The following is a 20686-nucleotide window of genomic DNA, read 5'->3' on the forward strand; positions in this document are numbered from 1 at the left end:
AAAAAGAGAACCGAGTTCTCTTTTTTTCTACCAATATTTGGTATTGCTTTTTGTTTTAATATTGTATTTTGGTGTATGTGGATATTTTTCAATAGGCTTCTTATTTTTTAATGACCATGCTTTGGCTGGAAGAGTTAAAAGTTTTGGACATTTTAATTCACCATCCATAGGTTTAATTAAAGAAATAATATCATGATAATACTTATTTCCATTTGTTAGAACATAAGCTCTTTGATTTAAGAAGTCTTCGTCACTTACTTGATTTTGGTGAATACTATGTTCTAGTATTTCTTTACGATCTAATTGATAAAGAAATTCAGACATTAAATCATGAAAATCAAAAATATATTTATCATTATGATCTATTAAAAATTGTAAAATAGGTTCAAAAACTTGATCCTCATTTTCGTTGTTCCAATCACCTTTTTTTAATATTCCCCAAAAAGAATTTTTAAACATTTTTCATCACCAGACTTTATTTTATAGGATAATGAAAAATATATCAAGGTGTCCCTTTCCTAAACCAATAAACAATACCATTTTCATCAAATTCACCAGATAAAGGATTAATAGAAATCGCATTTAATTTAGAAGTAGGATAATACCAGGATTCCTTTTTTATATGTTTGTTTAAAAAAGAAATGGTCACATCTTTCGTAATTACTTTCTCCTCACTTTGTTCCATTTTACGATTATCATCATAACCAACCCAACCAGTAATTAAGATATTAGGATTATAAGCTACAATTAAATTATCATAATCAGTACTCCCTGTTTTACAAGCTACTGTGTATTTTGTTTGATAATTAGACATAGTGGCACTTAAATAAGTAGAAAATTGTTTATTAAAGGTTCCGGTTAATAATTGACTCAAAATAAGACAACTTTCTTTATTTAATGTTTGTGTTCTTTTGTTTTTATGTTGATAAATAAGTTTTCCTTGATGGTCTGTTATTTTTTCAATTGTATAGATGGGTTGGTATTTTCCTGTAGAAGCAATATTACAATAGATGTTAGAAAGATTATAAATATTAGTATTAACAGTACCTAAAGCTAAAGATGCATTGTTTTTAGCTTTAATATGATAATTTCTTAAAAAGTTATAAAGATTTTCTGTACCTAAGAAAAGATGTGTTTTAACAGCAAAAATGTTATCACTTACCGCAATAGCTTGTGCTAAAGTGATATCTTTATAAGCATACTTTTTATGAAAGTTAGAGGGTGAATAAGTTGTTTGATTTTCTAATTTAAAGGTTGTTGGTTCACATAGAAAAGAAGTTGTGGGATTAAAACCATTTTCTAAAGCAAGATAATAAAGTAAAGGTTTCATAGTACTGCCAATTTGACGATTGGCATGTAGGGCACGATTGTATTGAGATTTAGAATAATCTTTTCCACCAAGTAAAGCTTGAAGTTGACTTGTTTTAGGGTTTACTACTGTAAAGGCACATTGGAGATCAGTTTGAATATCTTTTTCTTTAATCAATTGATTTAAAGTATCTTGGTATTTTTGATGAAAAGAAGTATAAATATTTAAACCTTTATTTAAGTATTGATTATTATAATACCCTAAATTTTCAAGTTCTTGTAAAACAGTATCCTTGTAATAATAAGTTGACATGTTTTCATTAAGAGAATGTTCTTTGGCGAGATTAAGCGTTTGTTTTTTGGTGGCTTCTAAAACACTTTTAGTAATCACATGATTTTCATACATTGCATTTAATACAAGTGCTTGCCGTTGTTTCGCTTTTCTTTCATGGAGTAAAGGAGAATAATATTGGGGACCATTAACGACACCTGCTAACATACTTGCTTCATTTAAAGTAAGTTCGCTAGCTTTTTTCTTATAAAAATATTGAGCAGCATTTTCGATACCATAAATACCATGACCAAAGTAAACATTATTGACATACCCCTCTAATATTTTGTCTTTTGATAAATGAGTTTCTAATTGTAAAGTAAAGAAAGCTTCTTTAACTTTACGAGACCAGGTTTTTTCATTAGTAAGGTAGAGAAGTCGGGCATATTGTTGGGTAATGGTACTTGCCCCTTGGGAATTTTTCCTTTTTATGACATTTGTTTTTATTGCCCGGGAAATTCCGACATAATCAAAACCATGATGTTGATAGAAACGTTTATCTTCAATAGAAACAATGGCCTTTAAAAAATAAGGATTAACGTTTTCTAAAGAAACATATTGTCCACTATAGTTATTAATACTTTGATAAAAGATTTCATTTTGATCATCATAAAGTTTTATGTAACGATCTTTATTTAATTCAGGTTCACCAACGCAAAAAGCAACAAGGTACATCAACAATAAAAAAGTTAATAAACCAACAAAACAATAAACAATTCTCTTTATAAAACGTATCATAGTATCACCGATTTTATTCTTTCCATTTTATGGTATAATATGCACGGTGATAGAATGAAAAAGAAAATAAAAGTAAATTATAAAAGTATTTTTAAATACGATGATCATCATGAAACAGTTCAATTTAAAAGTGATGGAACTTATGAAAAAGGTTTTGATAAAGAAAGATTTGTCTTTTATAACAATAATCAAAAAATAGAAATTGTTTTAAAAGGAAATGAAATGACATTAGTCAATGGTCCTTCGTTACTTAATCTTTCACATCATCGTAAAATTGGAAATCATTATCATACAGAATATGGAATGATTGAACTTTTTACAGAACTTATTACAATGGAACATGATCGTTATTTAAAAGTAAAGTATATTTTAAGTGATGGACATCAACAATTAAGTGAAGTTTACCTTATGATGAAATATGATTTTTATGGAGAAGAAAATGAAGCAATCTAAAAAGTTATTAATGAATAAAATCTTGTTTTCGGGGTTATTGATTTTAGCGCAATTAATTGTTGTATTTATTGCCTTTCTAACAATACATAGATCATCAAGATTTTTAGTTTATTTATTTAAGTTAATAAGTATTTTGGCAGCTCTATATATTATTAATAAAGATGATGCCAGTGCTTATAAGATTACTTGGCTTGTTTTAATTGCGGCTGTTCCTTTTGTTGGTGGTGTTCTTTATTTGTTTTTAGGAGATAAAAAACCAAGTCAAAGATTACAACTTGCTTTTTTAAAACAAATAAAAAATCAACGTATTATTGAAAATAATATCATTGAAAAAGTAGAAGATCCCTTTGTTAGAGGACAAATGAATTATTTGCATCAACAAAGATATCCAACTTATTATGGGCAAGGAGTAAAATATTTTTCGCTAGGGGATGAAGCTTATGAACCCTTATTAGAAGCTTTAAGAAATGCGAAGAAATTTATATTTATGCAATTCTTTATTGTTGATGAAGGAAAGATGTTAACGAGTGTTTTAGATATCTTAAAACAAAAAGTTCAAGAAGGTGTAGAAGTACGTTTTATGTATGATGATGTAGGTTCACTCACGATGCTACCTCGTCATTATTATCGTCAGCTGGAAAAGATGGGCATACAAAGTGTTGCTTTCAATCCTTTTGTCCCTTTTTTATCACTAGCGATGAATAATCGTGATCATAAAAAGATTGTTGTCGTTGATGGAAAAATTGGTTTTAGCGGAGGATTTAACTTAGCAGATGAATATATTAACCAAAGAGTTAAATACGGACATTGGAAAGATTCAGGGCTTATGATTCGTGGAGAAGCCGTCAATTCTTTAACGAGGATGTTTTTAGAATCGTGGAATGTCGCTAAAAATAGTGAAGAGGATTATGAAAAATATTATGTTCATGAAGAAAACAAGGAAAATGATGGATTTGTTGTTCCTTATGGAGATTCTCCTTTAGATGATGAAAGTGTTGGTGAAAATGTGTATTTAAATATGATTAATCAATCCCATGACTATTTATATATTACAACCCCTTATCTTATTTTAGATGATAACTTACAAACAGCATTAATCAATGCTTCTAAAAGAGGGGTTGATGTACGAATTATTACACCAGGTATTCCTGATAAAAAACTTGTTTTTAGGGTTACACGTTCTTATTATCAAACATTGATGAAACATGGGATTCGTATTTATGAATATACACCTGGATTTATTCACGCTAAAAATTTTTTAGTCGATGATAAATGTGCAACAGTAGGTACAATAAACTTAGATTATCGTAGTTTATATCTTCATTTTGAAAATGGAATCTATATTTATAAAAGTAAAATATTAAAAGATATTAAAGAAGATTTTTTAAAGACGGAAGAAGTTTGTCATGAGGTGACTTTAGAAGAAGTCATCACTGGTAAATTTATGGGATGGTTTGAAGCAATTTTACGTGTAATTGCGCCATTACTTTAGTTAAAAAACATTGACTTTATACACTCTTAATGGTAACGTATAAACGATTAAATATCTTTTTTAAGGAGGTAAAAAATGGCTGTAAATAAAATTGAAATTGCATTAAAAGAAGCGTTGAAAAAAGCGATGATCAAATGTAATTTCGTAGAAGATTATGAAATAGATCAAATCACAATAGAAATACCAAAAGAAAAGAGTCATGGTGATTATTCAACAAATATCGCTATGCAACTTACAAGATTACTTAGAAAGAATCCAAGAATGATTGCTGAAGAATTAATTGAAGCAATTGATAAAAAAGAAGCAAATATTGATTCTATTGAAATTGCGGGTCCTGGATTTATTAACATGTTTATGAAGAAAGATGCTTTAACTTCTATTATTAAAGAAGTATTAGAAGAAAAAGATGATTATGGAAAAAGTGATGCTGGTAAAGGAATTAAATATAATGTTGAATTCGTTTCTGCCAATCCAACAGGAGATCTTCATTTAGGACATGCTAAAGGGGCAGCAGTAGGAGATAGTATTTGTCGTATTATGTCTGCTGCGGGATATGATGTTACAAGAGAATATTATATTAATGATGCAGGAAATCAAATTTATAACTTAGCTTTATCTTTATATGCAAGATATAGAGAAGCTTTTGGTTTAGATTTTGAATTACCTGAAGATGGTTATCATGGTCAAGATATTAAAGATATCGCTGTTAAAATTAAAGAAGAAATTGGCGATAAATATTTAAATGCTGATCATGATGAAATGATTGCGTTCTTTAGAAAAGAAGGAACTAAATTTGAATTACAAAAAATTAAAGATATTTTAGCTGAATTTAGAGTTAAGTTTGACGTTTGGTTCTCTGAAACTTCTTTATATGAAGAAAATAAAGTAGTTCCTACAATTGAAAAATTAAAAGAAAAAGGATTTACTTATGAACAAGATGGTGCTTTATGGTTCAAATCAACTGAATTTGGTGATGATAAAGACCGTGTTTTAATTAAATCTGATGGAAGCTATACGTATTTAACACCAGATATTGCTTATCATTTAAATAAATTAGATAGAGGTTATGAGTATTTAGTAGATTTATTAGGAGCAGATCATCATGGTTATATCAACCGTATGAAAGCCGCAATTCAAGCTTTAGGTTATAATAGTGATCAATTAAATATTGATATTCTACAAATGGTAAGAATGATGGAAAATGGTGAAGTTGTTAAAATGTCTAAGCGTACAGGAAATGCCATAACAATCAAAGATTTAATTGATGATATTGGTGTTGATGCAACACGTTACTTCTTTGCCGCAAAAGCAGCCAATACACCTTATGATTTTGATCTGACACTTGCTAAATCAAAATCAAATGATAACCCTGTTTATTATGCACAATATGCTCATGCAAGAATGTGTTCTATTTTAAGACAAGCAAAAGAAAATGATATTACAATTGCAGATCATTTTGAATTACTTGTAAATGATAAAGAAATGGCTTTATTAAAACACATTAATGAATTTAGAAATGAAATTGCGGATAGTGCAAAATCAAGAAGTCCACATAAAATCGCAAATTACATTCAAAGACTTGCACAATTATTCCATAGTTTCTATAATGATTGTTATGTAATAGATAAAGAAAATGTTGAATTATCAATGCAACGTTTAGCTTTAGTAGAAGCAACACGTATTACTTTAAAAAATGCTTTAAACTTAATTGGTGTTGAAGCACCTGAAAAAATGTAAGGAGAGATTAAGATGGATAAAAATAGATCAATGGTTGATGTCGCTTATGAATTAATGTCTAAAAAGAAAAAAGCTGTAAACTTCTATAAATTATGGCAAGAAGTAAGTGAAGTTAAAGGTTTTGATGAAGAAGAAAAAAATGAAAAAGAATCTTTATTCTATACAAACATCACTTTAGACGGACGTTTTATTACAGTTGGTGAAAATAACTGGGATTTACGTTCTCGTCATAAATTTGATGAAGTACACATTGACATGAATGATATCTATACTGATGAAGATGAAGAATCTGAAGAAGTAGAAGATGATGTTGATAGTACAATCGAAGATGATTATAATAACTAAGAGGCAATGCCTCTTTTTTAATAAAATAGTTACTTTCAAATAAAAGTATATTTTATTATAAATGAAAGGAGTATTTTATGAATAAAAGACAAACACAAATATTAGAATTACTGACACAAAATAAAAAAATAGAAGTTACAAAATTATCTGAGCTTTTAGGTGTTTCCCAAGTAACCATTCGTAAAGACTTAGATGCTCTTGCCGAAAGTGGAATGTTAGTAAGAGAACATGGTTATGCCACTCTTAATAAAAGTGATGATATGAATATTCGTCTTGCTTATCATTATGAACAAAAACAAGAAGTAGCTAAAAAAGCAGTAGAATCTATTCAACACGGAGAAACGATTATGATTGAATCAGGTTCATGTTGTGCACTTGTTGCTTTAGAAATTGCGAAAACAAAAAAAGATGTTACCCTCATTACCAATTCTGCTTTTATTGCGGATTATATTCGTAAACATACAGCTATTAAAATTATTTTATTAGGTGGTGAATATCAACATGAATCCCAAGTAATGGTAGGACCAATGATGAGAAAATGTGCAGAATCATTTTTTGTAGATAAACTTTTTATTGGGACAGATGGTTTTAGTGTTGAAACAGGTTTTACGGGGAATGATTATATGCGTTGTGAAGCAGTTAAAGATATGGCAAGGCAAGCAAGTAAGGTCATGATTGTTACTGAATCGGACAAGTTTCATCAAAAAGGTATATCAAGTCTTATTGATTTAAAACAAGTGACATGTATTTATACTGATCAAGGAATTCCTCAAGAGATAGAGGAGTACTTTAAAGAAAAACATATTCAAGTTGAAAAAGTTTGATCCTAAGGTTTACTTAGGATTTTTTTGTAGCAAAAATGTAAAGTAAAGTTGCTGGTGATAAGAAGTAAGAATGTTATAATTTTTCTAGGAGGTGATAACAATGCTTAATGAAAAGATAATATATTATCGAAAGAAAAACATGCTTACTCAAGAAGAACTAGCCTATCAATTAAATGTTTCAAGACAAACAATTACAAAATGGGAAGCAGGGATTATTTATCCAAATGTTGAATATTTAATAAAACTTTCAAATCTTTTTGATGTTTCAATAGACTCTTTAGTTAAAGAAGATGATTGTTTAACATTAGAAACTCATAAAATTGAAATAAGTGAACTTGCACACTTTCTTGTAAAAGCCAAAAAGGCAACGTATGCAAATAAAACAAATAAAATTAACTCTTCAAGAAAAGAATCCCATGATTATTCATATCAAGAAAATAATTATACTTATTTTGATTCTTTCTTTGGTGCGGAAAATTTTAGTGGACAAGAAATTGTTTATAAAGATGAAAAACCATGTTGGTCTATGAATTACTATGGAAGGGTTATAGGGAAAAACTTTAATGGTGATTTTTTAAAAGAGGTTTTATTACAAGTTGATGAAAAATCGCCTTATAGAGGACCTTTATTTTATCAAAAAGGAGAGTATCTTTATTTGTTGCGTGTACAAGGAAAAATTGATTTCTTTCGTGGTGTTGAAGAAATATATTATCAAACATATAAAGTTTATGAAGGATTTATACAAGGTGGAATTGTGAAATAAATAATGACAAATATTTTAAATAAATTTTAATATACTCTTAATGAAGAATGATTATTTCTAAATAATGAATATGATACCATTAAATAGAAAAGAGAGTGTATAGATGAAAAATTTAGAAAGTAAAAGTATTTTAAATGGAGAAAAGAATAATAAAAAACAAAGTGTTTTTGATAATTCTGAAGTAGTATTAAATATTTTGTATAGTACGTATAAAAAGAATCAACTTCATAAAAAATAAAAAGCTATCTTGTAAGAAAAAGATAGCTTTTTATATCTAAAAGAAACAATCAATTCCTTTATCTAAAAAGATTTGTTGGTAATCTTTTAAATCTTCTTCATGATAAGCTTGATAAGTTTTTAAATTATATTCTTTATTTAATAAAGAATATTTTTTTTCACCAAATTGATGAAAAGGAAGAAGTTGTACTTTTTGAATATTTGATGCTTTTAATAATTCACTTATCCCTTTGGCATCCTCTAAAGAATCATTAAAATCAGGAATAACAGGAATACGAGGTAAAACATTAAGTTGATGTTGAATAGCCCATTGAAGATTTTCCACAATTAAATCATTATAAACGCCTGTACCTCCAAAATGTTGAAGTCGATCATAATGTTTTACATCAAAAAGTAAAAGATCAAATAAAGGCGCCAATTTTTGAAATATTTCTTTTTGAATATATCCCGTTGTTTCAATGGCAACATGTAAGTTCTTTTCTTTAAGAGCTAAAACAAGTTTTTCTAGAAATTCTGGTTGTGCCATTCCTTCACCACCAGAGATAGTCACTCCACCATTTGATTCTTCATAAAAATCAATATCTTGCATGCAGATATCCACAATTTCTTGAATCTCTTTATAATCCCCTTCATGGCTTAAAGCCTTAGCTGGACAGTTGTTGACACATTGTAGACAGCCAATACATTTTTCATGATTGAAAATCATGTGGTTATCTTTTTCTTGAATTGCTTGTTTTGGACAATCAAGTAAACATTTCTTACAATGAACACATTTTTCAAAGTCATAAAGTATTTGTAGTTTATGTAATTGGGATTCAGGATTAGAACACCATTTACATTTTAAAGGACAGCCTTTAAAGAAAACGGTCGTTCGAATACCAGGACCATCATGAATACTAAACTTTTGTATATTAAATATTAATCCTTTTTCCATAGTCTTTCTCCTCGCTTTTATCCTAACATATCTTTTTATAAGTTTCAAATGAAACTAAAATGTATTATTTATGAAATTGTTATTGATTTATTTTTTACTTGTTATATAATTTAGTTGCAAAAGAAAGAATAAAAACTTACGAATGAAAGTTGAGGAAAGAAAAATGAAGAACAGTGAACACTTTGGTGAACTTACACCAAGAATGAATCATTTTAGAGAAGAAGTCTTAGATAAAAAGCCTTATATCTGTGCTAAAAGAGCGCTACTTGCGACAGAAGCTTATAAAGAACATTTAAATGAACCACCAATTATGAAAAGAGCATATATGTTAAAAAACATCTTAGAAAAGATGCCTATTTATATTGAAGAAGATACTTTGATTGTTGGGAATCAAGCTTCTTCAAATAGAGATGCTCCCATCTTTCCAGAGTATACGATGGAATTTGTGATGAATGAACTTGATTTATTTGAAAAAAGAGATGGGGATGTTTTCTATATTACAGAAGAAACAAAAGAAGAATTAAGATCCATTGCTCCATTTTGGGAAAATAATAATTTAAGAAGTAAAGGAGGCGCTTTACTTCCAGATGAAGTGAGTGTTTATATGGAAACTGGTTTCTTTGGAATGGAAGGAAAACTTAATTCTGGAGATGCTCATTTAGCGGTTGATTATCAACAACTTTTACAAAAAGGTTTAAAAGGATATGAAGAGCGTGTTAAAGATTTAAAAGAAAGTCTTGATTTATGTATTCCTGAAAATATTGATAAATATCAATTTTATAAAGCTGTTTTAATTGTTATTGAAGCGGTTAAAACATTCGCGAATCGTTATAGTGAACTTGCTTTAGAACTTGCTAGAGGTGCTGAAGGAAAACGAAAGGAAGAATTAGAAGAAATTGCACGTGTTTGTAAGAAAGTTCCTTATGAAAAAGCAGAAACTTTCTATGAAGCGATTCAATCAACATGGTTTATTCAATTGATCCTACAAATTGAATCAAATGGACATTCTTTATCTTATGGACGTTTTGATCAATACATTTATCCTTATTATAAACATGATAAAGATCTTAATAATATAACAGAAGAACAAGCTGTTGAATTATTAGATAACTTATGGATCAAAACACTTACAATTAATAAAGTACGTTCACAAGCTCATACTTTTTCAAGTGCCGGAAGTCCAATGTATCAAAATGTAACTATTGGTGGACAAACACCTGATAAAAAAGATGCGGCAAATGAACTTTCTTATCTTGTTTTAAGATCAGTAGCGCAAACACGTTTACCTCAACCAAACTTAACGGTGCGTTATCACAAAAATATGCCAAAAGCATTTTTAGATGAAGCCATTGAAGTTATGAAACTTGGAACAGGAATGCCAGCTTTCAATAATGATGAAATCATTATTCCATCCTTTATTGAAAAAGGCGTTAAAGAAGAAGATGCGTATAATTATTCAGCTATTGGTTGTGTTGAAACAGCGGTTCCTGGTAAATGGGGCTATCGTTGTACTGGAATGTCTTATATGAACTTCCCACGTATTTTATTAATGGCAATGAATGATGGGGTAGATATGACGTCGGGGAAACGTTTCTTTGAAGGTAGTGGATACTTTAAAGATATGACATCTTATGATGAACTTTTTAAAGCCATTGAAAAAGGGATGCGCTATTTAACACGTATGTCGGTCATTGTGGAAAATGCCATTGACTTAGCCCTTGAAAGAGATGTACCAGATGTTTTATGTTCTGCCTTAACAGAAGATTGCATTGGTCGAGGAAAAACGATTAAAGAAGGTGGCGCTGTTTATGACTTTATTTCTGGATTACAAGTAGGAATTGCGAATATGGCAGATAGTCTTGTGGCTATTAAAAAACTTGTCTTTGAAGAAAAGAAAATAACGCCTGAAGAATTATGGAATGCGATTTTAGATGATTATGCAAGTGAAGAAAGTCAAAGAATTCAAGAAATGTTGATTAATGATGTGCCAAAATATGGTAATGATATTGATGAAGTCGATCAATTAGTGGTTGATGTTTATAATGTTTATATTGATGAAATGAAAAAATATCCAAATACACGTTATGGAAGAGGGCCAATTGGTGGGATTCGTTATGCTGGAACTTCAAGTATTTCGGCCAATGTCGGACAAGGTTATGGCACAATGGCTACACCTGATGGAAGAAAAGCACATACGCCTCTTGCTGAAGGTTGTTCACCTGCTCACGCCATGGATAAAAAAGGACCAACAGCTGTCTTTAAATCTGTTTCTAAATTACCAACACATGAAATTACAGGTGGTGTCTTATTAAATCAAAAGGTAACACCTCAATTATTATCAAAGGAAGAAAATAAAGAAAAAATAGAAATGTTGATTAAAACATTCTTCAATCGTTTAAAAGGATATCATGTTCAATATAATGTTGTTTCTAAAGAAACATTATTAGATGCTCAAGCACATCCTGAAAAACATAAAGATTTAATTGTTCGTGTTGCTGGATATTCTGCATTCTTTAATGTGTTATCAAAAGCAACACAAGATGATATTATTGGAAGAACTGAACAAACATTATAGGAGAAAAGAAAAATGGAATTTATAATTGATACAGTAAATTTAGAAGATATAAAAGAAGCAGTAGAATATATGCCAATCGTAGGAGTAACAAGCAATCCTTCAATTGTAAAAAAAACAAGTCCAAAAGATTTCTTTAAACATATGAAAGAAGTAAGAGAAATCATTGGAAAAGAAAGAAGTCTTCATATTCAAGTGATTTCAAAAGAATGTGATGAAATCGTTAAAGAAGCTCATCGTATTCTAGAAGAAATCGATGATCAAGTCTATATCAAAGTACCTGTATCTTATGAAGGAGTTAAAGCTATTAAAAAACTAAAAGCAGAAGGAGTCCATGTCACAGCAACAGCTGTCTATGATTTAATGCAAGCCTATATGGCATTAGCGGCAGGGGCAGATTATATTGCACCTTATGTCAATAGAATAGGAAACCTAGGAAATGATCCAATGGAACTCATCAATGAACTCTCTAATAGAATCGTACAAGATGGATATGATTGTAAGATATTAGCAGCAAGCTTTAAAGGAGTGCAACAAGTAAGAGATGCATTCAATTATGGAAGTCAAGCAATAACAGCACCCGTAGAAGTCTTAAAACAAATCTTTGCAAATCCAAGTATTGAAAAAGCAGTAAATGATTTCAATAGTGATTGGTATGATGTTTATGGAGAAGGTAAAGGTATTTGTGATTTATAATAAAAGAAATGCTCATGTTCATTTGAACAGAGCATTTTTTAATATTCTTTTTTGTTTAAAAGTTTTAAACTAATATGATAAGAAATGATATTACAGATAAGTGTAAATAAACCAGTAGAAAGTGTTACAATCGATAAATGTTTTTCGATGAGTGCATCAATAATGGACTCTAAATCACAACCAATGAGTTTTGTTAGGAAATAAATAAGAGCAACACATACAAAAAGTCCACCAAAAACAATAACCATTGCAAGTTGACTCCTTTGAGCTTCGAAGTAGATTCCTACCGGAGTTACAATTGCAATCACAAAATAAGAAAACATAAGAGTAAGAAAACATCCTTGAAGAAAATCACTATTTATAAAGTTAAAAGATTGTTGAATACGATAGTAACCTATACTTGAAATACAAATTGCAAAGAATAGAAAGAGTAATCCTAATAAAATACCTAAGCTATATTTTTGTTTGAGATAATCTTCTTTTTTTATAGGCATTGTAAATAAAGATGTAAAACCATGATTAATACTATCATAGCTAATTGTACTCATTAGAATAATACTTGGAAAAACACTGAAATAACCTAAAACAAAAGTAGGCTTTTTATAGAAATAAGAAGCGCCAAAACCAAATAAAACAAGAAAAAGAAAGAGTACTTTGCTTTCTTTGATATATGAAAAATCTTTAATAAATAGTCCTTTCATTTTATTCACCCCTTAACATCATAGAAAATAAAGTATCAAAATTATTTTTTTCAATAATAATTTCTGGATAATTTTCTTGATAGAATTGTTTTTGATTCGTTAGAACAGCATAACCATAATTCTCTTTTCTTGTTTTTATAAAATAACTAGGGTCTACTTGATCAAATTGTTTATCTGTTAATTTTAATAAACCATATTGATCTAATAAACAATCCGTTGTTTCATGAAATAGAAACTTACCACCATCAATCATATAAATATCATCACATAAACCTTCTAAATCAGAAGAAATATGAGAACTAATTAACACTGAACGATTTTCATCTTCTTTCATAAACTCTCTAATTAAATCAATGATCTCTTCTCTGGCAAGAACATCTAAACCATTTGTTGGTTCATCTAAAATAAGAAATGTTGCATGATGTGACAAAGCAATGAGAACATTAAGTTTTGCTTTCATACCTGTCGAGAATTCATTAATTTTTTTATCTAAAGGAAATTGATATTGATTACATTTTTGTAGAAAGTAATCTAAATCAAAATCTTGGTAAGTATTTCTTAAAACATCTACCAAATCTTTCAATTTAAGATATTCACATAAAGAAATATTAGCTAGTGTACAACCAATCTTATTTTTATCAACCTCTTTATAATCTTTATCTAAAAGTATAATATCACCAGAATCGATATGAATGAGATTTAAGATAGCTTTAAAAAGTGTGGTTTTCCCTGAACCATTTTTCCCTATAATTCCAGTAATAGATCCTCGTTTTATCTCTAATGAACAATCTAAATGAAAATGTGAATACGATTTTTGAACATGATTAACTTTTAACATATTACTCCTCCATTAATAGTTCTAGCATTTCTTTAATTTCTTCATAACTCACACCTGCTTGTTTTCCTTTTTGAATGGCTTTTTCTAAATAATTTTCAATTTCTTTACGTGTTTCTTCTAAAAGTGTTTCTTCGTTAACAGCAAGAATAAAAGTTCCTTTACCATGAATTGTTTTAGTAAGACCTTCGTTTTCTAAAAAATCATAGGCTTTTTTTACAGTAAGAGCACTAATTTGTAATTCTTTAGCAAGACTTCTTACAGAAGGCAAAGCATCATTTTCTTTTAAAGTGTGGTTATTGATTTGTTTCTTTATCTGATCGACAATTTGTTCATAAATTGGAATCATAGATGAGTGATTAATAATTATGCGCATATACGTCCTCCTTCATCTACAAACAGTATATAACAGTGTAAAACAGTTTGTCAACTGTTTGGACAATCCAGCCAATGAAATAGTGAGAGAACAATGATAAAATAAGGCATAAGGAAGATGAAGATGATGAGTAATCATGTTATTGGATATGGAATGAATGAGGTTGTAGAAACAGCAGTTACCATGTTTGAAAAATATGAAATAAGTGTAAATGCTTGCAAGAAAATTATTAATGCAGGTCTTGATAGTTCATGTAGATATGATGGGAATAAATATGAAACTATAGAATATCTTTATGAAAATCATTTTGGAAATTGTCTAAAAAAAATTGAAAAAAAGGAAGATTAAGTTGTGCTTGGGCGTTTGGAAATTACTGGTGAAATTAGAGAAGCTATTGTAGCACCACAAATTTGTAAAGGTTGTTATAACAAGTTGTCTCAAAAATATGATATGGAAAAAGCAATCGTTCCTGACGATGAAAAGTATTTTTGGTGTTGTGGTAAATTTTATATTTTTTGTTGAGATATTTTATTTAAAAGATAATAATAGTTGTAAAAGGAGTATTGAATATGACTGAAAAAGAAAAAATGGTAGCAGGTTTATGGTATGATGCGAATAATGATCAAGAACTCATAGATCAAAGATTAGTTTGTCAGGATTTATGTTTTGCATTAAATCAATTAAAACCAAGTGATGAAAAAAGAAATGAAATAATTGAAAAGATTTTAGGGTATTTTCCAGAGAATCTTGTTTTATTAAGTCCTTTTACAGCGGATTATGGAAAAAATATAAAATTAGGAAAGAATGTTTTTGTAAACATTAATAACTATTTTATGGATGGGGCATCCATTGAAATAGGTGATCATGTTTTTATTGGTCCTTCTTGTGGGTTTTATACAGCGAATCATCCATTGAATTATACAAGAAGAAATCAAGGGCTAGAAAAAGCTTTATCAATTAAAGTGGGAAATAATTGTTGGTTTGGTGCCGATGTTTCTGTGATGCCAGGAGTTACCATTGGTGCGGGGTGTGTGATTGCAGCAGGAGCAGTGGTGACTAAAGATATGCCAAACAATAGCTTGATTGCAGGTGTTCCGGCAAAAGTCATTAAAACAATTGAACAATAAAAATGACCTCCATTGGAGGTCATTGCCTTTTATTTTAATAAACCTAATTCAATCATTTTTAGTCCGATGTCTACAGAGTTATAAGCAGCACCTTTCATTAATTGGTCACCTGTAATCCATAAACTTAAAGCGTTATCTTTATATAAATCTTTTCTAACACGTCCTACGTGAGTTAATTCATCACCGATAAAGCTTGTTGGCATTGGATATACTTGGTTAGCTAAATCATCACATAAATCGATACCTGTACTATTTCCTAATAATTCAAAGACTTTATCCATATCAATTGGTTTTTTAGTTTCAATATAGATTGATTCACTATGTCCACGTAAAACAGGAACACGGACACAAGTCGCATTGACTTCAATATCTTTATTGAAGATTTTTTTAGTTTCATTAACCATTTTTATTTCTTCTTTACTATATCCATTTGATAAATCAAATTTATCAACTTGAGGAATACAGTTGAAAGCAATTGGGAAATGTTTTTTATCTCCAGCACAAGGTAATGTTTTAGCAACGGGTTCTTTACCATCTAAAACTTCTTGGCTTTGACGATAAAGTTCTTCCATACCAGCAACACCAGCACCAGATACAGCTTGGTAAGTAGAAACAACAATTCTTTCAATATCAAACTCATCATTTAATCTTGTAAGAGCACTACACATCATAATTGTTGTACAGTTTGGACAAGAAATAATTCCATGATGATTTACTAATGCTTCACCATTTACTTCGGGTACAACTAAAGGAACATTAGGATCCATTCTAAAATGTGAAGTATTATCAATATTGACACATCCAGCTTCTACGGCATATTTCATATATTTTTCTGAAATGCTTCCACCAGCAGACCAGAAAGCAACTTCAACACCTTCAAAACTATTTTCAGTTAATTCTTCAACAACAAATTTATGTCCTTCAAATTCGATTTCTTTTCCAGCACTTCTTGCAGAAGCTAATAATTTAATACTTTCAAAAGGAAAGTTAAATTGGAAAACACATCTTAACATTTCACGACCAACGGCACCAGTAGCACCTACAATAGCAATTTTAAATTTTTTCATTTTTATAATCTCCTTATCCTCTTACTTTGAAAATAACAGCATTTTCATCATCTAGTTTATTTTTTAAATCAGTTAATTCAATTTCTTCTGTTATATAAATATGATCATCTTTTTCACTATAGTATGTTTCATAAGGAATATCTACAGGTTTAGATGCTCTTACATAATAACGTGAAGAAGAAATAGGGTAAACATGTTTACAATCTTCATAATCATGTGACCATCTTTCAACTTGGTGTGTTTTCATAATATCACTGACAACGGCAGAAGCAGTAACATAACGACCAGCCCCACGACCATAATAAATGATGTTATTTACATAATCATTATCGATTTCTACAACGTTGTAAGAATCCATAACATTAGCAACAAGTTCATTTAAATTAACAAGTGTTGCGGAAACATCAATTCCTAAACCATCTTTAACTGGTTTTGCTTGAGCAATCATCTTAAAACGATAACCTAATTTTTTAGCATAGTCCATATCAAGCTTTGTAACGTTACGAATACCACTTGCTTGAATTTGATCAAAGTCGACAAATTTTTGATAACCATTTTGCGCTAAGATACAAATTTTATGAGCTGCATCAATTCCATCTAAGTCTAAAGCAGGATTAGCTTCAACATATCCTAAACCATCTGCAATTGATAATGCTTCATCAAAATCAAGATTTTCATTTTCCATTAAAGTTAAAATAAAGTTTGTTGTTCCATTTAAAATACCAACAATTTCTTTTGTATTGTTTGCGATTAAGCTTTCTTTTTGACTTGCTAAAACAGGAATACCTCCCCCTACAGAAGCTTCATAGAAAATATGTACATCATTTGCTTTAGCAGTTTGGAAAATTTCTTTACCATAATGAGCTAATAAAGCTTTATTAGCTGTAACAACATGTTTTTTGTTATTTAAGGCTTCTAAAATAATATTTTTCGCAATTGTTGTTCCCCCAATAAGTTCAACAACAACATCAATTTCTTCATCATTAATCACATCGTGATAATCTTTTGTATAAATAATTTCCTCAGGTAAGTCAACTTCTTCAAGACCACACCCATATTTAATAACGATTTCTTGTTTCATTTCTTTTTCTAAACGTGTTTTTTCATTTGTAAGAATTTCAACAACTCCATATCCTACAGTTCCAAGTCCAATAACACCGATTTTCATGATATTCCCCCTTAATAAAAAATAGACCAAATGGTCTATAAAGATTTTAACATTATGAAACCATTATTTTTATGCTTTATTTTTTAAATGCATCAATAATAGTAATAATGGTCATCGTGTTAAACCTCGCTTTCTTTATTTTTTGATATAATAGCATGATTGTATACACTAGTCAATTTTTTCTCATGGATTTCTTTCCTTATATTATTAATAATAAAATCTTGTATTGTTGACTTTGTATACAATATTCAATATAATAAATTCAATTATTGGAGGATAAAGTGATGAATAAGACATATATAAGTACACGTAATCATCAAGATCAAATCAATTTCTATCAAGCAATTGTACAAGGAATTGGTAATGATGGGGGATTGTTAGTTCCTAATTTTGATTTTCAAAAATTAGATTTAAATAAATTAGTTCAATTAAATTATGTAGATTTAGCGACAGAAGTGATTTCAACTTTTGTACCTGAAGATGGAAAAGAACTCATTCACCAAGCATGTTTAAATGCTTATGGAAAAGGATTATTTCCTGAAATTGTAGTTCCTGTGAAAAAAGCAGGAGATGTTTATGTTGCTGAATTATTCCATGGACAAACAGCAGCATTTAAAGATATGGCTTTATCTCTTTTACCACATTTAATGACATTATCTTTAAAACAATTAAAAGAAGATCGTGAAGTGATGATCTTAGCAGCAACAAGTGGGGATACTGGAAAAGCAGCTTTAGAAGGATTTAAAGATGTTGAAGGAACATGCATTAAAGTCTTCTATCCACTAGATGGTGTAAGTGCAATTCAACAACAACAAATGGTTTCGCAAGAAGGAAAAAATGTTAAAGTTGTTGGAATTCATGGAAACTTTGATGATGCTCAAAGTGCTGTTAAAGTGGCTTTTGGTGATCCAATGTTAAAAGAAGTCAGTGACAAACATCATGTTTTCCTTTCTTCTGCAAATTCAATTAATGTAGGACGTCTCATTCCACAAATCGTTTATTATTTCCATAGTTATTTTGAACTTGTAAGAAATAAAGAAATTGAAATGGGAGATCAAGTAAACTTCTGTGTGCCTAGTGGAAACTTCGGAAACTGTTTAGCTGGATGGTTTGCAAAAAACATGGGATTACCTGTTAATAAATTTATTGCAGCATCAAATAAAAATAATATTTTAACTGATTTCTTTACGACAGGTAAATATGATGCTAATAGAGAATTCTTTAAAACAAATGCACCAGCTATGGATATTTTAGTATCAAGTAACTTAGAAAGACTTGTGTGGTATATGTCTGGAAAAGATGGTGATAAAGTTAAAGAATACATGGAAAAATTAAAAGCAGATGGTATCTATGAAGTTGATGATGAAACATTTGCACGTATTCAAGATCAATTTAAAGCAGGATATTTAAATGAAGAAGAAGTTTTAAAAACAATTAAAGATTGTTATGAAGATAACGGATATGTCCTAGATACTCATACAGCATGTGGTTATGGTGTTTTAAAACAATATCAAAAGGAAACAGGAGATCAAACAAAAACAATCTTACTTTCAACAGCTTCTCCATATAAATTCCCAGAATCTGTTTATAAAGCATTATTCAATGAAGAACTAGATGTTTATGAAGCTATTGAAAAATTAAATGAAAAAACAGGTGTAGCGATTCCTAAACCGTTAGTAGGAATCAAAGATCGTGAAGTGTTACATAAAACACATATCGATAAAACAGAAATTATTAATTTTATTAAATCTGAAATGGAAGGACTTTAAAGAATGAAAGTCAAAGTCAAAGTACCAGCAACAAGTGCTAACTTAGGACCAGGATTTGACGTTGCTGGATTAGCGTTAACTTTATATAATACCTTCACTTTTGAATTAAATGAAGGTGGTTTAAATATTACAGGTTGCCCAACACAATTTTGTAATGAAGAAAACTTAACATACCGAGCTTTTAGCCAAGCAGCTCAAAGTTGTGGTTTAGATTTCAAAGGTGTCAATATTCATTGTGAAAGCCAAGTGCCTTATACAAGAGGTCTTGGAAGTAGTTCAACATGTATCGTAGCAGGAATTGTTGGAGCATTTGCTTTTAAAGATAAAACAGATGCTCGTCAAGAAATTCTTGAACTTGCTACAAAGATTGAAGGACATCCAGACAACGTGGCACCGGCTATCTTTGGTGGATTAACAGTTTCTGTTATGGAAGAAGAACAAGTGCTTACTTTAAATATTCCAGTAAAACATGAATATCGTTTTGTTGCCCTTATTCCACCATTTACTTTATCTACAGAAGAATCACGTAAAGTATTACCACAAACATTAGATCGTCAAGATGCAATCAAAAATGTTTCTCATTTAGCGCTTGTCGTTGCTTCTTTAATCAATGGATATGATGATGGTTTAAAATTAGGATTTAAAGATCGTTTACATCAACCATATCGTGGTAAATTAATACATAATTATGATGAAATCATGAAAGTGTTAGAAGCTGATGAAAATGTTTTAGGATGTTATTTATCAGGGGCAGGACCTACTTTAATGGCGGTTATTCGTGAAGAAGATAAGATGGGTGTTGTTCGTTTAAAAGAAGAACTTGGATCATTATTAAATGATTGGGAAGTTATTAAATTAGAATTAGATCATAAGGGTTATACTTGTGATTATGAATAAAGGAGGAAAGTTCGCTTTCCCTTTTTTATCTATTAAGAATTTGGATGCGTCAGAAAAAATAGTATATAAAAACTCATACCAAAATACTATGATATATTTGCGTAATCTGGTATGAATTTTTTGTCCTGTAATTAAGCAATGGCTATCTGATTCTTCTCATAGGACCATTGCATACCGGACATTCTATTTCAACTTCACCATGTTTACCGGACATTCTATCTTCTTCCGCAAATTCACCAATGATCCAGTCAGGAACATTGGCAATATGACCACAAGCAGTACATTTCATTTTGATAAGTGTATCCTTCGCAATCAT

At 29.7% G+C, this 20686-nt stretch carries 22 protein-coding genes; 14 read left to right on the forward strand and 8 right to left on the reverse strand.

What is annotated here, in order from left to right; all coding sequences use genetic code 11:
- Window positions 1-27: 27 nt before the first annotated feature.
- Window positions 28-459, reverse strand: a complete 432-nt coding sequence (locus C7U55_RS09315; protein WP_106988337.1) for a DUF4240 domain-containing protein — start codon at window positions 457-459, stop codon at window positions 28-30.
- Window positions 460-502: 43 nt separating this feature from the next.
- On the reverse strand, window positions 503-2377 hold the full coding sequence (locus tag C7U55_RS09320) for a transglycosylase domain-containing protein (RefSeq protein ID WP_106988338.1): 1875 nt from the start codon (window positions 2375-2377) through the stop codon (window positions 503-505).
- Window positions 2378-2431: 54 nt separating this feature from the next.
- Here C7U55_RS09320 and C7U55_RS09325 point away from each other — a divergent pair, with 54 nt between their 5' ends.
- The 7 genes from C7U55_RS09325 (at window position 2432) to C7U55_RS14130 (ending at window position 8229) form a co-directional block, all read left to right on the forward strand.
- Window positions 2432-2830, forward strand: coding sequence for a DUF1934 domain-containing protein (locus tag C7U55_RS09325; RefSeq protein ID WP_227279689.1), 399 nt, complete (start codon window positions 2432-2434; stop codon window positions 2828-2830).
- The gene (gene cls / locus C7U55_RS09330; RefSeq protein WP_106988340.1) at window positions 2817-4322 is read left to right on the forward strand and encodes a cardiolipin synthase; all 1506 of its coding nucleotides are present in this window, start codon (window positions 2817-2819) and stop codon (window positions 4320-4322) included. The genes C7U55_RS09325 and cls overlap by 14 nt, the downstream gene beginning before the upstream one ends.
- A 75-nt stretch (window positions 4323-4397) precedes the next feature.
- Entirely contained in the window at window positions 4398-6059 is a 1662-nt protein-coding gene (gene argS, locus C7U55_RS09335) for an arginine--tRNA ligase (RefSeq protein WP_106988341.1), read from the forward strand.
- 12 nt (window positions 6060-6071) lie between these two features.
- Window positions 6072-6404 (forward strand): DNA-directed RNA polymerase subunit delta, encoded by a 333-nt coding sequence (gene rpoE, locus C7U55_RS09340; protein ID WP_032089633.1) that lies wholly within the window; start codon window positions 6072-6074, stop codon window positions 6402-6404.
- A 77-nt stretch (window positions 6405-6481) separates the two neighbouring features.
- On the forward strand, window positions 6482-7228 hold the full coding sequence (locus C7U55_RS09345) for a DeoR/GlpR family DNA-binding transcription regulator (RefSeq protein WP_106988342.1): 747 nt from the start codon (window positions 6482-6484) through the stop codon (window positions 7226-7228).
- A 100-nt stretch (window positions 7229-7328) separates the two neighbouring features.
- A complete protein-coding gene (locus C7U55_RS09350) occupies window positions 7329-7991 on the forward strand; it encodes a DUF5680 domain-containing protein (protein WP_106988343.1) in 663 nt (220 codons plus the stop codon).
- 103 nt (window positions 7992-8094) lie between these two features.
- On the forward strand, window positions 8095-8229 hold the full coding sequence (locus C7U55_RS14130) for a hypothetical protein (RefSeq protein ID WP_256276300.1): 135 nt from the start codon (window positions 8095-8097) through the stop codon (window positions 8227-8229).
- A gap of 36 nt (window positions 8230-8265) precedes the next feature.
- Here the strand turns inward: C7U55_RS14130 and C7U55_RS09355 are convergent, their stop codons facing one another.
- Window positions 8266-9162: a glycyl-radical enzyme activating protein gene (locus tag C7U55_RS09355; protein WP_106988344.1), complete on the reverse strand. Its 897-nt coding sequence runs from the start codon at window positions 9160-9162 to the stop codon at window positions 8266-8268.
- A gap of 163 nt (window positions 9163-9325) precedes the next feature.
- Here C7U55_RS09355 and C7U55_RS09360 point away from each other — a divergent pair, with 163 nt between their 5' ends.
- The gene (locus C7U55_RS09360; protein WP_106988345.1) at window positions 9326-11737 is read left to right on the forward strand and encodes a glycyl radical protein; all 2412 of its coding nucleotides are present in this window, start codon (window positions 9326-9328) and stop codon (window positions 11735-11737) included.
- 12 nt (window positions 11738-11749) lie between these two features.
- Window positions 11750-12430, forward strand: a complete 681-nt coding sequence (locus C7U55_RS09365; protein WP_106988346.1) for a fructose-6-phosphate aldolase — start codon at window positions 11750-11752, stop codon at window positions 12428-12430.
- A gap of 38 nt (window positions 12431-12468) precedes the next feature.
- On the opposite strand, the gene C7U55_RS09370 is transcribed toward C7U55_RS09365, so the two are convergent.
- Genes C7U55_RS09370 through C7U55_RS09380 form a run of 3 tightly spaced genes read right to left on the reverse strand, consistent with a single transcriptional unit; the run spans window position 12469 to window position 14342 of the window.
- On the reverse strand, window positions 12469-13131 hold the full coding sequence (locus C7U55_RS09370) for an ABC-2 transporter permease (protein WP_106988347.1): 663 nt from the start codon (window positions 13129-13131) through the stop codon (window positions 12469-12471).
- Window position 13132: 1 nt separating this feature from the next.
- Window positions 13133-13969 (reverse strand): ABC transporter ATP-binding protein, encoded by an 837-nt coding sequence (locus C7U55_RS09375; RefSeq protein ID WP_106988348.1) that lies wholly within the window; start codon window positions 13967-13969, stop codon window positions 13133-13135.
- 1 nt (window position 13970) lies between these two features.
- Complete coding sequence (locus C7U55_RS09380; RefSeq protein ID WP_106988349.1) at window positions 13971-14342, reverse strand: GntR family transcriptional regulator; 372 nt, start codon at window positions 14340-14342, stop codon at window positions 13971-13973.
- Window positions 14343-14468: 126 nt separating this feature from the next.
- Between C7U55_RS09380 and C7U55_RS09385 the strand changes: the two genes are divergently transcribed.
- From C7U55_RS09385 to C7U55_RS09390, 3 genes are read left to right on the forward strand one after another with little or no spacing between them, the layout of a single operon-like run.
- Window positions 14469-14690: a hypothetical protein gene (locus C7U55_RS09385; protein ID WP_146139616.1), complete on the forward strand. Its 222-nt coding sequence runs from the start codon at window positions 14469-14471 to the stop codon at window positions 14688-14690.
- A gap of 3 nt (window positions 14691-14693) precedes the next feature.
- Entirely contained in the window at window positions 14694-14864 is a 171-nt protein-coding gene (locus C7U55_RS13570; protein ID WP_155522385.1) for a hypothetical protein, read from the forward strand.
- Window positions 14865-14911: 47 nt separating this feature from the next.
- On the forward strand, window positions 14912-15469 hold the full coding sequence (locus tag C7U55_RS09390; protein WP_106988351.1) for a sugar O-acetyltransferase: 558 nt from the start codon (window positions 14912-14914) through the stop codon (window positions 15467-15469).
- Window positions 15470-15498: 29 nt separating this feature from the next.
- On the opposite strand, the gene C7U55_RS09395 is transcribed toward C7U55_RS09390, so the two are convergent.
- Together C7U55_RS09395 and C7U55_RS09400 are read right to left on the reverse strand one after the other, a co-directional pair.
- Window positions 15499-16536, reverse strand: a complete 1038-nt coding sequence (locus C7U55_RS09395; RefSeq protein WP_106988352.1) for an aspartate-semialdehyde dehydrogenase — start codon at window positions 16534-16536, stop codon at window positions 15499-15501.
- Between the two features lie 13 nt (window positions 16537-16549).
- Window positions 16550-17704: a homoserine dehydrogenase gene (locus tag C7U55_RS09400; RefSeq protein WP_106988353.1), complete on the reverse strand. Its 1155-nt coding sequence runs from the start codon at window positions 17702-17704 to the stop codon at window positions 16550-16552.
- A gap of 284 nt (window positions 17705-17988) precedes the next feature.
- On the opposite strand from C7U55_RS09400, the gene thrC reads away from it, so the two are divergent.
- Entirely contained in the window at window positions 17989-19473 is a 1485-nt protein-coding gene (thrC, locus tag C7U55_RS09405) for a threonine synthase (RefSeq protein ID WP_106988354.1), read from the forward strand.
- A gap of 3 nt (window positions 19474-19476) precedes the next feature.
- On the forward strand, window positions 19477-20370 hold the full coding sequence (thrB, locus tag C7U55_RS09410; protein ID WP_106988355.1) for a homoserine kinase: 894 nt from the start codon (window positions 19477-19479) through the stop codon (window positions 20368-20370).
- Window positions 20371-20686 lie beyond the last annotated feature (316 nt).

It is taken from the genome of Faecalibacillus faecis, from assembly GCF_003024675.1.
Taxonomy (GTDB): domain Bacteria; phylum Bacillota_I; class Bacilli_A; order Erysipelotrichales; family Coprobacillaceae; genus Faecalibacillus; species Faecalibacillus faecis.